The organism is Oceanobacillus luteolus, from assembly GCF_023715655.1.
Classification (GTDB): Bacteria; Bacillota; Bacilli; order Bacillales; family Amphibacillaceae; genus Oceanobacillus; species Oceanobacillus luteolus.
This window is the reverse complement of record NZ_JAMBON010000009.1, coordinates 1-13,765: the sequence shown is the minus strand read 5'-3', so window position 1 is coordinate 13,765 and position 13,765 is coordinate 1. Positions and strand designations below refer to the sequence as shown.

Genomic DNA, 13,765 nt, shown 5'->3' with positions numbered 1-13,765 from the left:
AAATCGCCTTGCAAAAGACGATTTCTTTTATTTCGTATGTCTGATTAGCCAATGTTCTAACTTCTCCACTCCTTTATACATTAAGGCAGCTAGAATTGCGATAATTACCAGACTTGACATGACTAAAGTAAAGTCGAATACTTGGAAACCATAAATGATTAAATAGCCAAGTCCTTGTTTAGATACAAGGTATTCTCCAACAATGACCCCTACCCAAGATAAACCGACATTTACTTTTAAAGTAGAAATCATTACAGGTAATGCTGCTGGAAAAATGGCTTCTTTAAAAATTTGTGATTTCGTTGCTCCGAAGCTTCGAAGTACCATCGTATAATTTTGGTCAACTTCAAGGAATGCCCGATAGACAACCAAGGTCGTAACGATGACCGAAATGATGAATCCCATCGCAATAATGGACATATATCCTGGCCCTAAAGCAACAATGAGTATGGGACCCAAAGCGACCTTAGGCATGGCATTGAAAATAACGAGATAAGGATCCATAATGTTGGCGAATCGGTCAGAATACCATAATGAGGTTGCGATTAAAACTCCACCGATTGTTCCAATAAGGAATCCTAGTAACGTTTCAAATAAAGTAATAGAAATGTGGGAGAACATCGTGCCATTAGAAATTCTCGTTATAATCAATTCAAAAATTTTCGTCGGTGAGCTGAACAGTAATGGATCGATGATGTAAAACCGGCTAGTAATTTCCCAACTTAAAAAGAAAATAACAGCAATGCTCAACTGCCAAGTAAAGACAATTCTCTTTTCTTTTAGTAAGCCTCTTTGATATTGTTGAAAGAGCTTTTCATCCTTCGTTAATTTCATGTCGAGTCACCTATTTTTTCCTTTGATTCTGTTTCTTCAAGGTCTTGCCAAATTTTATCGAATAATGGTTGAAATGCTTCATGTTTTCTTGCAATCATCGGAGTTTCATTTCGTAATACCTCTGGTACATCATACACATGTGCAATTCTTCCGGGGTTTGCATGCATAATGATGATGGAATCACTCATAGCAATCGCTTCACCAATATCATGAGTCACAAGGATTGTTGTTTTATGGTAGTTTTTAAGAATAGTCGCAACCAGGTCTTCAAGTTTCAATTTTGTTTGAAAGTCTAAAGCGGAGAAGGGCTCATCGAGAAGGAATATTTCTGGGTTGTTCATTAAAGTCCTTACGAGTGCAGCGCGCTGGCGCATTCCACCTGATAACTCTTTCGGATATTGGGATAATACATTACCTAAACCAACTTCCTGCAACAGTTTTTTTGCCCGGTCCTCTAATTCTTTGTTTTGCCTTTTTTGGATTTTTGGTCCTAACATAACGTTATCGAGAACTGTTTTCCAAGGAAATAGGTAATCTTGTTGCAGCATATATCCTATTTCAGCTTCATTCTTATCTATTGGTTCATTATGGATAAGGACTTTGCCTGATGTGTTCTCAAGCAATCGTCCAACAATGGAGAGGATCGTTGACTTTCCACAGCCGCTTGGTCCAAGAAGAGAAATAAATTGACCCGCCTCCATGGAAAAACTGATGTTTTCAAGCGCTTTAGTATAGCCTTTTTTAGTGAAATAGTAATGGCTGACCTCTCGAAGCTCCAAAATTGGCATTTCTACACCTCCTACTCATTCATCACTTCTTCGGCAACATTTGTATCAACTAAATCATCATATGGAGCATCGATAGGTAGTTCGCCAGCTTCGTCCATGATTGTTTTTAAGTTTTCCCATTCTTCTTCATCTAGGAAAGGATCTTCCGCAAATGAACCTTGGCTTTTGTAACGTTCGATGGATGAGGTGAGGATATCTAAGTCTGTATCTTCAAAGTAAGGTGCAATCACTTCGGCTATCGTCGATGCATCGTTTTCGGCAACCCATTTTTGCGCACGATAAATTGCCCTTGTAAATTTCTCAACATTTTCCTGATTATCTTCCAAATAGCTTTCCTTTGTCATAAAGACAGTGTATGGTACTTTACCTGACTCTTCACCAAACGAAGCAATAATATGTCCTTGGCCTTCTTGTTCAAATACACTTGCAGTAGGTTCAAATAATTGTACAAATTCATAGTTTCCTGATTGGAAGGCACTAGGAATATTTGCGAAATCAACACTTTGATCAAGTATGAGATCTGTGTGAGGATCGATATCATGCTTCTTCAGTACGAATTCTCCAACCATTTGTGGCATACCGCCGACACGTTGACCTAAGAACTCTTTTCCTTTCATATCATCCCATGTGAATTTTGGATACTCTTCTTTTGCAACAAGGAAGGTACCATCAGTTTGGGTTAATTGCGCAAAGTTTACTGCATAATCACGGGAGTCCTGAGCGTAAACGTAAATGGAAGTTTCCGATCCGACCAATGCAATATCTGCACCACCGGAAAGTAGAGCTGTCATGGTTGTGTCACCACCCCAGGTTGTCTGTAATTCAACCTCCAAACCTTCTTCTTCAAAGAAACCTTGCTCCAAAGCTACGTATTGTGGGGCGTAAAATAAAGAGCGGGTAACCTCAGCAAGATTAATTTTAACGCTCTGCTCCTGACAGGCAGAGAGAAGAAATAAAAATCCGAGGATAAGCAACCCCTTGGTTATTTTTTTCATCATGTCCGACCCTTTCGCATTGTATTAGATAGTCAACTACAGTTTATGCCCAGACGTGATTTTTGTGCAGTATTGGTAGGGTGGGGGAATAAAAAAATCCCGGAACAAATAATGTTCCGGGATTTCAGCAATAATAGCTGTATATTCTTCTCTATAATTATCCTTTTGGGATGAGGATACAATGATTAGTTTTTGTACGCTGGGCCTGCTGCCTTAATTGCTTCGCTTACATTCTCGAATTTCTCGAAATTTTGATGGAACTTCATAGCGAGTTCTTTTGCGGATTGTTCATAAGCAGCTTTATCTTCCCATGTATTTTTCGGAATAAGCACTTCGTCAGGTACACCTGCCACATGGACAGGAATTTGCAAGCCGAAGATCTCATCAGCCGTTGTTTCAATATTATTCAATTCACCTTCCAGTGCAGCGTGGATCATGGCACGAGTGTAGGATAATTTCATTCGGCTACCAACGCCATAAGACCCACCTGTCCAACCAGTATTCACGAGGAATACGTTTGAGTCATATTGATCGATTTTTTGTCCAAGCATGTCAGCATATTTAGCTGGTGCAAGCGGTAAGAAAGGAGATCCAAAGCAAGCAGAAAATGTTGCTTCCGGCTCTGTTACCCCGCGCTCTGTACCCGCGAGTTTACTTGTGTAACCACTTAAGAAGTGGTACATCGCCTGTTCTTTAGTCAGTTTACTGATAGGAGGCAGGGTGCCTGATGCATCAGCTGTCAAGAAAATAATTGTATTTGGATGACCCGCCACGCTTGGTGTAACAATGTTATCTATATTATCAACAGGATAAGCGGCACGAGTATTTTCTGTTAAACTCGTATCGTCATAATCCGGTTCACTTGTTTCTTTATCAATGACTACGTTCTCTAATACGGAGCCAAATCGGATGGCATTGAAAATCTGTGGCTCTTTTTCTTCTGATAGATTAACACATTTTGCATAGCAGCCACCTTCGATATTAAAAACGCCATTCGGGCTCCAGCCATGTTCATCATCACCAATCAAGCGACGATAAGGGTCTGCAGAGAGCGTTGTTTTACCAGTTCCAGACAATCCGAAGAACAAAGCAACGTCACCTTCTTGACCGACGTTCGCAGAGCAGTGCATCGATAAAACATCTTGCTGTGGTAATACATAGTTCATGACAGAGAAAATAGACTTCTTAATTTCTCCGGCGTACTCTGTACCACCAATGAGTACAATCCGCTTTTTAAAAGAAATGATAATAAATGTTTCTGAATTTGTTCCATCGATTTCTGGATCTGCTTTGAAGTTTGGAGCAGAAATGACAGAAAACTCAGCTTCGTGGTTTTTCAATTCTTCTTCTGTTGGTGTGATGAATAATTGACGTGCAAATAAGTTGTGCCATGCAAATTCATTAAACACTTGAATTGGTAAGCGATACTTTTTATCTGCACCTGCATAACCTTTAAATTGATATACTTCTTCCTTATCCATTAGGTAATCAATAACCTTGTGATACAATTTATCGAAGGAAGCTTCATCAATCGGTTGGTTAACGCTGCCCCAATCTACTGTGCTCTCCGTAATTTCGTCTTTAACGATAAATTTATCTTTTGGTGAGCGTCCTGTATATTTACCAGTAGTTGCTGTAACTGCACCGGTAGATGTTAATACGCCTTCTTTCCTGTCTAAAATCCGTTCGACTAGACGTGCTACCGATAGGTTTTGTTTTAAATTCCCATGTTTCAACAGTTGAGTTGTCAAGGATTTATCCACCATTTTCATTTTCATTCTCCTGCCTTTAGAAGGTTTTGTTAAGAAACATCCCAAGCTTCCTTTTCGATGATCTTAATTATGCTATTAGTATAACACATTAAATTAAATAGTCCACACTAATATGAAATATTTTTATATCATACATACGCATTTACTGAGAAAGCGTTACCTAAAATATCAGGAAACGATTACAAATATAAATAAATAACCTCCTTTTCATTTAATTGGTGTTTTAATTGTAACAAATGGGTAGCGTGATTGGAAATGCTTATCGAATTATATTTGCCAGTTTTTTTCACGTATGCTATACTAACCCACGATACAAAATCATTTTTTTGCATATGCTATTTTTATATGTAATTTAGAGTGGATCCTCTCTTATTCAGAGTCGGCGGAGGGACAGACCCGATGAAGCCCAGCAACCTCACATCTCGTGAAAGGTGCTAACCTGATGCAAGGTAAAACCTTGATCAATAAGAGTGAAAGGCTGTCTTACCTTTCCTCATGTATGTGGAAAGGTTTTTATTTTATTTGCATAGGTAATTTAATTTTACTATATGTGGATAATTAGACAGGTATAGCCTCGTCCGGCTCCAGCGCCCAGGGACTGCCCAGACTTCCCGTCCCTCCGTACGATAAGTCAACATCGACTCTCTTCGTTCGTCGTGTTTCCTTTATCTCTGAAAGGGAAGGGAAGTTCGACTAAGAACGCCCCATCCTGGGGCAACGTCAAACCACCCCACGTCCTGTGGGGCGCAGTCTGAACGTCCCTAAACGGGCGCTTACGCCTTGGCCTTTGAATAACAGGTTCCGTTACATTTTATACAAAGGAGAGAACAAGCCCTATGGCTGGAAATCGTCGTTTATTTACCTCAGAGTCTGTAACTGAAGGACATCCTGATAAAATGTCCGACCAAATTTCGGATGCAATTCTAGATGAAATTTTAAAAAATGATCCTGAAGCTCGTGTAGCCTGTGAAACAGTAGTAACAACTGGAATGGTGTTTGTTGCGGGGGAAATCTCTACAAAGACATATGTGGATATACCTCAAATCGTACGCCAAACAATAAAAGAAATTGGATATACAAGGGCTAAATATGGATTTGACTCGGAGACTTGTGCTGTCATTACAGCTATCGATGAACAGTCCCCGGATATCGCCGGCGGTGTAAATAAAGCACTTGAAGCACGGCAAGGGAAGATGGAAGAGGAAGTAGAAGCTATTGGAGCAGGTGACCAAGGGTTGATGTTTGGGTATGCTTCAAATGAAACAGAAGAATATATGCCGCTTCCCATCAACTTATCACACAAACTAGCAAAACGTTTAGCTGATGTAAGAAAAAATAGAGTGTTAGACTATTTAAGACCTGATGGAAAAACACAAGTCACCATTGAATACGATGAGAATAACCAACCGATTCGTGTGGATACGATTGTAGTATCTACGCAGCATCATGATGAAGTTTCAAACGAACAAATTGAATCAGATATTCTTGAACATGTTATTAAACCGGTGGTACCTAATGAGTTGCTGGATGAAGCAACGAAATATTTCATTAATCCATCTGGTCGTTTCGTGCTCGGTGGTCCTCAGGGTGATGTAGGTTTAACGGGGAGAAAAATTATTGTCGACACTTATGGTGGATATGCTCGTCATGGCGGGGGCGCTTTCAGTGGAAAAGACCCGACAAAAGTGGACCGTTCAGGAGCGTACGCGGCTCGTTATGTTGCGAAGAATATTGTGGCGGCAGGCCTTGCGGATAAATGTGAAGTCCAGCTTGCTTATGCAATCGGTGTAGCTGAACCTGTATCTATAAGTATTGATACGTTTGGCACAAGTCAATTTAGCGAAGCATTACTCGTGAAAGCAGTTAGAAAACTATTCGATCTTCGTCCCGCAGGTCTTATTCAAATGCTTGATTTAAGAAGGCCGATCTATAAGAATACCGCTGTTTATGGACATTTTGGCAGAACGGATATTAACTTCCCTTGGGAAAGTTTAGATAAGGTAGAGGACTTACAAAAAATAGTTAATGAAGAATAAAATAGTAGGAGCTGTCAGGGATTAGCCGGACAGCTCTTTTTCTTATATTCTGCCTAAACTTGTATGTTCTTTATAATATTTACCTTTTTCCACATATGACTTTCGGACCCGCTCCATCTCCTGATAATCTGCTTCCGTGAGTTCTCTTGCGAATTTTGCTGGATTCCCCATATATAAGGTGTTCGGAGGGATTTTTTTACCAGGTGGTACGAGACTACCCGCTGCAACAAAAGCATTCTCACCAACTTCTGCTCCGTCCAGTACAATTGCTCCCATACCAATTAACGCATTTTTTCTAATGATTGATGAATGCAAAGTAACCTGATGCCCGATTGTAACATCATCTTCAATGATAAGGGGGGTATTTGGACTTTGGTGTAATACAGTGAGATCTTGTATACTTACTCGTTTCCCGATACGAGTAGGAGACAAATCTCCGCGGATGACTACGTGGAACCATATGCTTGATTCTTCATCAATCGTTACATCCCCTATAATCACTGCATTTTTAGCTACAAAAACGGATTCATGAATAGTTGGATAGACCCCTTGATAATGATCAATCATTCTTTAACGCTCCCTTGTATTATTTTCATAAGTATGTAGATAATATAAGGATAGTATATCAAAATGGATTAGAATAACGAAACTATGTGGAGGCTATGACAAATGCATGTACCAAATTCGGCATTTGGATTACTGGACAATGTTTTTAACAAGTTATTCCCCCTAATAGATGAAGAACTGGATTATTGGAAGAAAAGGGCGCAGGCGATTCCAGACGAGGAGCTGAGAAAACAAGCACTAGCAAGTATTCATTCCAAAACGTTCCACTGCCAGGGTGGGGGTGTATTTGCATTACTAGCTGGCAGACATTGTAAAGAAGCAATCCGGTTTATTGTCGCTTATCAGACAATCAGTGACTACTTGGATAATCTTTGTGATCGTAGTACATCGTTGGACCCGAAGGATTTTCGTATGTTACATGAAGCGATGAAAGATGCTTTGATCCCTGGTGCTCCGGTAAAAAACTATTATACATATCGCGAAGAGCAAGAAGATGGAGGATATTTGACTGAACTAGTACTTACATGTCAGGGTGTTTTGGATAATGCAGAAGCCTATGGGCTCTGTCGTGATTATTGTTTAATGTTAGAAGGTTTATATGCAGACCTCCAAGTGCATAAACATGTAAAGATGGATGAAAGAGTACCACGACTGGTAAAATGGTATTTGGAGAATAGAGAGAAAGCCCTTGGATTAAGTTGGTACGAGTTTGCTGCTGTGTCTGGTTCAACGATAGGAATTTTTTGTTTAGTATCTTACACATTGTCTGGTAAACTGACAAAAACTTTAGCAGAGAAAATTATTTATAGTTATTTTCCTGCTGTACAAGGCTTACATATTTTACTTGATTATTATATTGACCAGGAAGAGGATGAAAAGGAAGGGGACTTGAATTTCTGCAGTTTTTATCGTGATGATGTTCAATTAGTGGAGCGGATACAATATTTTCTTCTAATGGCGGAAGAACGGTTGCAGGTCCTGCCTGATCCTGAATTCCATCAATTCATTCCAAAAGGGCTCGTTGCACTGTATTTAAGTGATGGAAAAGTGAAGTCACTGAAAAATGGTAGTCGAGTAAGGAGGACATTGTTGAAAACCTCTGGAATTAGAGGCGCATTCCTCCACTATAATATTAGAATTTATAATTGAGTGGCAAAATAGGACAATCCGTTATAAGCTTGTATAAAAAGCTATGTATAATAGGGGGTAGGTTTTAATGTACGAGTTGAAGACCAAAGAAAATGATCGGGACGTTATTGAATTTATTGAATCCGTAGAGCACCCAAAGCGTCGCGAGGATGCATATCGTTTCTTGGATATATTCACACAGGTGACAGGTAAACAAGCAAAAATGTGGGGCCCAAGTATAATTGGTTTCGGTTCCTATCATTATAAGTATGATTCTGGACATGAAGGCGATGCTCCGGTAGTTGCCTTTTCTCCAAGGAAGGCAAGACATAGCTTATACATCGTTATGGATGATGAGAAGCCGCAGGAGCTGCTGGAGAAATTTGGTAAGTTTAAAATGGGTAAGGCTTGTATTTATGTGAATAAGATCGAAGACATAGATACGAATGTATTGGAAAAAATTATTAAAGATACTGTTCAGACTGTAAAAGAAAGATATGATGTTTCTTAAGATTTATATAGCAGGCCAATCGTAAATGATTGGCCTGCTATATCATTTAATCGGTTAGCTTTTCGATTGCGAGCAAAAATGGCGGATTGTTCTTTTGGTTGATAAATTGATACTGAAGAACATGGTACTTTTTTTGATCAAGCTGAGTAACATATTGCAAGAGAGCGTCTTTTTCTTCTTTACCACCTTTATGACCATGGTAGACAACGAGAACAAGAAGTCCTTCATGCCTTAATTTAGTCAGTATTTTCTCGACTGCAGGTATCGTTGATTTGCTTTCGGTGATAATTGTTTTATCACTTCGTGGCAAATATCCTAAATTGAAGATTGCAGCACCGATCTGTTCGGACTCTCCCAAGAATCGATCGACGTATTCGTGACTTTCTTGGATGAGTGTAACGTGATTGATTCCGGCTTCATTTAGTCTTTTTTTCGTCGTATGAATCGCCTGTTCTTGAATATCAAATGCGAGTACTTTCCCGTCCTTGCCGACTAGTTCCGCCAAGTATAGAGTGTCGTTTCCGTTTCCGCAAGTTGCGTCGATTGTAATTTCGCCTGGTTTCAATGTTTGCTCAAGCAAATAATGGGCATAATGTAAGATGTTCTTTAACATATCTGATTCTTCCTTTCTGAGATTAAGGATAGAACATTTGGCTTATCTTGACAATAATCTTGTAATTCATTATAATTCGATATAATTATTACGATAAAAAACGATGAATAGGAATAGTAGTAAATACAGACGTATATAGAGAGGCAGCGGGTGGTGGAAGCTGCTTATGTCGTGTTTATGAACTCACCTATAAGTTGCGGGAGTGAATGGAGTAACTTCTGCCGTAAATCTTGCGTTAAAGATGAAAGTGAGCTCAAATGAGCTAATTCGGGTGGTACCGCGGGAAACAAAGCTTCTCGTCCCTTTTATAGGGATGAGTGGCTTTTTTTATTATTTTGTAATGTAAAGGGTTTTTATGAAGGAGGGTCACAGCATGAGTTATAAGCATGCGGAAGTAGAAAAGAAATGGCAAAAATTCTGGGAAGAAAATAAAACGTTTAAAACAGAGACGTATTCGGATAAAAAGAAGTTCTATGCATTGGATATGTTCCCTTATCCGTCTGGTTCAGGTCTGCACGTAGGACATCCGGAGGGATATACCGCAACGGACATCATTTCCCGAATGAAACGGATGCAAGGCTATGAAGTACTACACCCAATGGGATGGGATGCTTTTGGTCTTCCGGCGGAACAATATGCGCTTGATACTGGAAACAGTCCCGCTGAGTTTACGGAAAAAAACATCGCAACATTCAAACGTCAAATTAAAGAGCTAGGTTTTTCTTATGATTGGGATCGTGAAATCAACACGACTGATCCGAATTACTATAAATGGACACAGTGGATTTTTGTGAAATTATATGAGAAAGGTCTAGCATACATCGACGAGGTGCCGGTGAACTGGTGTCCAGCACTTGGTACAGTACTCGCCAATGAAGAAGTGATTGATGGAAAAAGTGAGCGTGGTGGACATCCAGTTATCCGTAAACCGATGAAACAGTGGATGTTGAAAATTACTGCTTATGCAGATCGTCTACTGGAGGATTTAGATGATTTGGATTGGCCGGAAAGTCTAAAAGAAATGCAGCGCAACTGGATTGGCCGTTCGGAAGGTGCCGAAGTGACGTTTACCATAGACGGTCATGATAAAGAATTCACGGTATTTACAACTAGACCAGATACTTTATTTGGTGCGACATATGCAGTGCTTGCTCCAGAGCATCCATTTGTAGCTGAAATAACAACTTCTGAACAAAAACAAGCAGTTGATACGTATCTAGATGAGGTTCAGAAAAAGTCCGATTTAGAAAGAACAGATTTGGCAAAAGATAAAACTGGAGTTTTCACTGGTGCATATGCAATTAATCCTGTAAATAATGAAAGAATTCCGATTTGGGTAGCGGATTATGTACTCATGTCTTATGGAACCGGTGCGATCATGGCTGTTCCGGCTCACGATGAACGGGACTATGAATTCGCAACGAAGTTCGACCTGCCGATCATAGAAGTGGTCAGTGGAGGAGATATCTCTAAAGAAGCTTATGTTGGTGATGGCCCACACGTCAACTCCGATTTCCTTAATGGTTTAGGGAAAGATGAAGCAATCACTAAAATGATTGACTGGCTTGTAGAAAACGGTAAAGGTGAAAAGAAAATCACGTATCGTCTCCGTGACTGGTTGTTTGCAAGACAACGTTACTGGGGAGAGCCTATCCCGATTATCCATTGGGAAGATGGAAGTATGACTGCTGTTCCTGAAGAAGAACTTCCATTAGAGTTGCCTGTTATTGATGAAATCAAACCTTCCGGTACAGGTGAGTCCCCGCTTGCCAATGCAGAAGATTGGGTGAATGTCGTTGATCCTGAAACCGGGATGAAAGGCCGTAGAGAAACAAATACGATGCCACAGTGGGCAGGAAGTTCTTGGTATTTCTTACGATATATTGATCCGCATAATACAGAACAACTTGCTGATCCAAAGGCATTAGAAGAATGGATGCCGGTTGATTTATATATTGGTGGAGCTGAACACGCGGTTCTTCACTTGTTGTATGCAAGATTCTGGCATAAGTTCTTATATGATCTAGGTGTAGTGCCAACTAAAGAACCGTTCCAAAAGCTATATAACCAAGGCATGATACTTGGTGAAGGTAATGAGAAAATGAGTAAGTCAAAAGGAAATGTCGTTAACCCTGATGATATTGTACATTCTCATGGTGCGGATACATTACGTCTATATGAAATGTTCATGGGACCACTTGATGCATCTGTTGCCTGGTCAACTACAGGACTTGATGGAGCCCGACGTTTCTTGGACAGAGTTTGGCGATTATTTGTAAATGAAGATGGAAGTTTATCAGAAAAAATAGTGGACGAAGATAACGAGAAGCTGGATAAGGTTTATCACGAAACGGTTAAGAAAGTAACAATAGATTATGAAAATCTCCATTTCAACACGGGAATATCCCAACTGATGGTGTTTATCAATGAAGCTTATAAAGTGGATCGTATCCCTAAGAAATACGCTGAAGGATTCGTCAAGATGCTTTATCCGATTGCACCGCACTTAGGTGAAGAGCTTTGGGAGAAGTTAAATAATGATAATACAATTACCTATGAACCTTGGCCGGAGCATGATGAATCCAAATTAATTGAAGACGAAATCGAAGTAGTCTTGCAAGTGATGGGTAAAGTTCGATCCAAAGTAAATGTTCCTCGGGGAATTTCAAAAGATGAGTTGGAAACTATAGCACTTAAAGATGAAGTAATTCAAGAATGGATAGAAGGAAAGACAGTAAGGAAAGTCATTGTCGTTCCGGATAAGCTCGTTAATATTGTTGCAAATTAAACGCCCCACGGACGTGGTATACTCGTTTGATTATCTACACACAGAAAATTTAATAATATCTAGTAAAAAAAGCTTTTCTTCCCCTTTAAACAGGGGGAGAAAGCTTTTATTTTTTACTTAATAATAACTTCGCCATTCCAATCTAACATCCCGCCTACCATATTGGAAACATGGAATCCTTTCTCTTCCATATATAGTGCAGCGTTTAAACTTCTTGCTCCAGAACGGCATACTAAGATATACTCTTTTGTTTTATCAAGCGACTCTGCTTTTTCTGGGATTTGATTCAAAGGGATATGAAGAGCACCCTCAATCATACCTTGCGCAACTTCTTCATCTTCCCTCACATCGATAAGGATAACATCTGATTCTTTATGTAACATTTCTTCTACTTCATCAGTAGTGACTTCTTTAATATGGGCCATATATATTTTCCTTCCTATAGTTAGATTTATTTCATCTAACATTTTACGTTTTTGATGTATAGCTTGCAACTAAGACACACATCCTATCAATGACAGTTTACAGGGAAAAGGGGAGTGAGGATGAAGACTATATTTCTTCTATTGACAGTACCATTTTTGTTTTTCCATGCATATGATGTGGAGGCTAGTGAAACTGAGCCTATTCTTCTTAATGATTTTGAAGAGGATGTCACTGGTGACGGTCAATTAGATAAAGTTGAATTATATGGAGTCCTGTTTAGTCCTGAAACAGTATATTATAGAGATATTTTTTCTGTCATCCGTTCTGGTGAAAAAGAATGGAGAATTAATTATCAAGGTGGTTACGATCCGGTTATCCAGTTTTTTGATTTAAATCATGATGGTATTAGTGATATATTCTATCAAAGCCCTACAGGTGGAAGTGGGGGACTGTATACAACACGTCTTGATTCGTTGGCTAACGATGAATTAACAAACATGCCCTTACCTGAACAGGTTTATGTAAAAGGATATTTTAAAGATGGTTTTCAAGCGGTAATAGAGATTGCACCTAATACAAAACCTATCGTGTTAAATGTAGAGGATAGGAAAGACGACTATATTCGACTTGGTATTTTTGATGAACATGGTAAATTGCTGAAAAGAACTGAGCTTATGGTTGATCCTATAGCTTTCTATGAACCGTTTGAGATAAGCGAGCAACAAGGGTTTGGATTGAAAAGCTATAAACAAGTTAGCGGGGCTTATCATGCTGATGGTTTAGGTGTGATTGAAACGCTTTGGTATTATGAAGATGGTAGATGGACTGCCTTACACACGGAATGGAAAGAAGCGAGAGAATATGACGCTAGTAAATTCTATTAAAAAAGATGTATAATCCTGCGAAAATATGAGTTTTTTATGTTGACACTTTATAAGGCTAATGCTATACTGTAAATCCAAGGTTAATTCTTTGCAAACATATTTTAATAAATATCTATTAAAAAAGATGTTGACAAAGAGAGACCTTATGTGATACATTTATAAAGTTGCTTCTGCGGAGGCAAATATTTGCTCTTTGAAAACTGAACAAAACAACCAGTATGTCAAGCAAGGTCACGTGAGTGGCCAAGCATAAACTTAACAAGAAAACCCCGTTTTCTTGTTAAACAAAAGCTAAGTTTTTCAAACACTTTTATGGAGAGTTTGATCTTGGCTCAGGACGAACGCTGGCGGCGTGCCTAATACATGCAAGTCGAGCGCGGGAAGCAGACTGATCCCTTCGGGGTGACGTCTGTGGAACGAGCG

General features: G+C 39.4%; 12 protein-coding genes, 1 rRNA gene, 1 riboswitch and 1 other annotated feature. Of the genes, 6 read left to right on the top strand and 7 right to left on the bottom strand.

Translation table 11 applies throughout. The annotated features are described in order from the left end of the window. Positions 1 to 27: 27 nt before the first annotated feature. The 4 genes from M3210_RS07835 to pckA all read right to left on the bottom strand — a co-directional run bounded on the left by M3210_RS07835 (position 28) and on the right by pckA (position 4,389). The gene (locus M3210_RS07835) at positions 28 to 834 is read right to left on the bottom strand and encodes an ABC transporter permease (protein ID WP_251512994.1); all 807 of its coding nucleotides are present in this window, start codon (positions 832 to 834) and stop codon (positions 28 to 30) included. Further along, positions 831 to 1,622 (bottom strand): ABC transporter ATP-binding protein, encoded by a 792-nt coding sequence (locus tag M3210_RS07830; RefSeq protein ID WP_251512993.1) that lies wholly within the window; start codon positions 1,620 to 1,622, stop codon positions 831 to 833. The genes M3210_RS07835 and M3210_RS07830 overlap by 4 nt, the downstream gene beginning before the upstream one ends. 11 nt (positions 1,623 to 1,633) lie before the next feature. Next, positions 1,634 to 2,617 (bottom strand): ABC transporter substrate-binding protein, encoded by a 984-nt coding sequence (locus M3210_RS07825; RefSeq protein WP_251512990.1) that lies wholly within the window; start codon positions 2,615 to 2,617, stop codon positions 1,634 to 1,636. A 185-nt stretch (positions 2,618 to 2,802) separates the two neighbouring features. Beyond that, a complete protein-coding gene (pckA, locus tag M3210_RS07820) occupies positions 2,803 to 4,389 on the bottom strand; it encodes a phosphoenolpyruvate carboxykinase (ATP) (RefSeq protein ID WP_251512988.1) in 1,587 nt (528 codons plus the stop codon). Positions 4,390 to 4,755: 366 nt separating this feature from the next. Beyond that, positions 4,756 to 4,860, top strand: a riboswitch (SAM riboswitch). A 365-nt stretch (positions 4,861 to 5,225) separates the two neighbouring features. Between pckA and metK the strand changes: the two genes are divergently transcribed. After that, entirely contained in the window at positions 5,226 to 6,425 is a 1,200-nt protein-coding gene (metK, locus tag M3210_RS07815) for a methionine adenosyltransferase (RefSeq protein ID WP_251512986.1), read from the top strand. Positions 6,426 to 6,467: 42 nt separating this feature from the next. Here metK and M3210_RS07810 read toward each other — a convergent pair whose 3' ends face one another. Further along, positions 6,468 to 6,992 carry a gamma carbonic anhydrase gene (locus M3210_RS07810; RefSeq protein WP_251512984.1) on the bottom strand — a complete coding sequence of 175 codons (525 nt, stop codon included), beginning with the start codon at positions 6,990 to 6,992 and terminating at the stop codon, positions 6,468 to 6,470. Positions 6,993 to 7,094: 102 nt separating this feature from the next. Between M3210_RS07810 and M3210_RS07805 the strand changes: the two genes are divergently transcribed. After that, positions 7,095 to 8,141 carry a tetraprenyl-beta-curcumene synthase family protein gene (locus tag M3210_RS07805; RefSeq protein ID WP_251512981.1) on the top strand — a complete coding sequence of 349 codons (1,047 nt, stop codon included), beginning with the start codon at positions 7,095 to 7,097 and terminating at the stop codon, positions 8,139 to 8,141. Positions 8,142 to 8,208: 67 nt separating this feature from the next. Continuing rightward, positions 8,209 to 8,631: a DUF1801 domain-containing protein gene (locus M3210_RS07800; RefSeq protein ID WP_251512979.1), complete on the top strand. Its 423-nt coding sequence runs from the start codon at positions 8,209 to 8,211 to the stop codon at positions 8,629 to 8,631. A gap of 46 nt (positions 8,632 to 8,677) precedes the next feature. Here M3210_RS07800 and mnmM read toward each other — a convergent pair whose 3' ends face one another. Next, positions 8,678 to 9,244: a tRNA 5-(aminomethyl)-2-thiouridylate-methyltransferase MnmM gene (mnmM, locus tag M3210_RS07795; RefSeq protein WP_251512977.1), complete on the bottom strand. Its 567-nt coding sequence runs from the start codon at positions 9,242 to 9,244 to the stop codon at positions 8,678 to 8,680. A gap of 94 nt (positions 9,245 to 9,338) precedes the next feature. Further along, positions 9,339 to 9,551 (top strand) — a binding site (T-box leader). A gap of 66 nt (positions 9,552 to 9,617) precedes the next feature. On the opposite strand from mnmM, the gene leuS reads away from it, so the two are divergent. After that, positions 9,618 to 12,032, top strand: a complete 2,415-nt coding sequence (gene leuS / locus M3210_RS07790) for a leucine--tRNA ligase (protein ID WP_251512975.1) — start codon at positions 9,618 to 9,620, stop codon at positions 12,030 to 12,032. A 113-nt stretch (positions 12,033 to 12,145) separates the two neighbouring features. On the opposite strand, the gene M3210_RS07785 is transcribed toward leuS, so the two are convergent. Beyond that, entirely contained in the window at positions 12,146 to 12,457 is a 312-nt protein-coding gene (locus tag M3210_RS07785; protein WP_251512973.1) for a rhodanese-like domain-containing protein, read from the bottom strand. A 120-nt stretch (positions 12,458 to 12,577) separates the two neighbouring features. Here M3210_RS07785 and M3210_RS07780 point away from each other — a divergent pair, with 120 nt between their 5' ends. Then, the gene (locus M3210_RS07780; protein ID WP_251512970.1) at positions 12,578 to 13,342 is read left to right on the top strand and encodes a YybI family spore inner coat protein; all 765 of its coding nucleotides are present in this window, start codon (positions 12,578 to 12,580) and stop codon (positions 13,340 to 13,342) included. Positions 13,343 to 13,651: 309 nt separating this feature from the next. Then, positions 13,652 to 13,765 (top strand): 16S ribosomal RNA (locus M3210_RS07775); the annotation flags it as partial.

What these genes read in the sequence shown, in the direction of transcription:
- pckA (WP_251512988.1), bottom strand. Translation starts at nt 4,389, where the DNA reads ATGAAAATGGTGGATAAATCCTTGACAACTCAACTGTTGAAACATGGG.
- M3210_RS07830 (WP_251512993.1), bottom strand. Translation starts at nt 1,622, where the DNA reads ATGCCAATTTTGGAGCTTCGAGAGGTCAGCCATTACTATTTCACTAAA.
- M3210_RS07805 (WP_251512981.1), top strand. Translation starts at nt 7,095, where the DNA reads ATGCATGTACCAAATTCGGCATTTGGATTACTGGACAATGTTTTTAAC.
- M3210_RS07800 (WP_251512979.1), top strand. Translation starts at nt 8,209, where the DNA reads ATGTACGAGTTGAAGACCAAAGAAAATGATCGGGACGTTATTGAATTT.
- metK (WP_251512986.1), top strand. Translation starts at nt 5,226, where the DNA reads ATGGCTGGAAATCGTCGTTTATTTACCTCAGAGTCTGTAACTGAAGGA.
- mnmM (WP_251512977.1), bottom strand. Translation starts at nt 9,244, where the DNA reads ATGTTAAAGAACATCTTACATTATGCCCATTATTTGCTTGAGCAAACA.
- M3210_RS07780 (WP_251512970.1), top strand. Translation starts at nt 12,578, where the DNA reads ATGAAGACTATATTTCTTCTATTGACAGTACCATTTTTGTTTTTCCAT.
- M3210_RS07825 (WP_251512990.1), bottom strand. Translation starts at nt 2,617, where the DNA reads ATGAAAAAAATAACCAAGGGGTTGCTTATCCTCGGATTTTTATTTCTT.
- leuS (WP_251512975.1), top strand. Translation starts at nt 9,618, where the DNA reads ATGAGTTATAAGCATGCGGAAGTAGAAAAGAAATGGCAAAAATTCTGG.
- M3210_RS07785 (WP_251512973.1), bottom strand. Translation starts at nt 12,457, where the DNA reads ATGGCCCATATTAAAGAAGTCACTACTGATGAAGTAGAAGAAATGTTA.
- M3210_RS07835 (WP_251512994.1), bottom strand. Translation starts at nt 834, where the DNA reads ATGAAATTAACGAAGGATGAAAAGCTCTTTCAACAATATCAAAGAGGC.
- M3210_RS07810 (WP_251512984.1), bottom strand. Translation starts at nt 6,992, where the DNA reads ATGATTGATCATTATCAAGGGGTCTATCCAACTATTCATGAATCCGTT.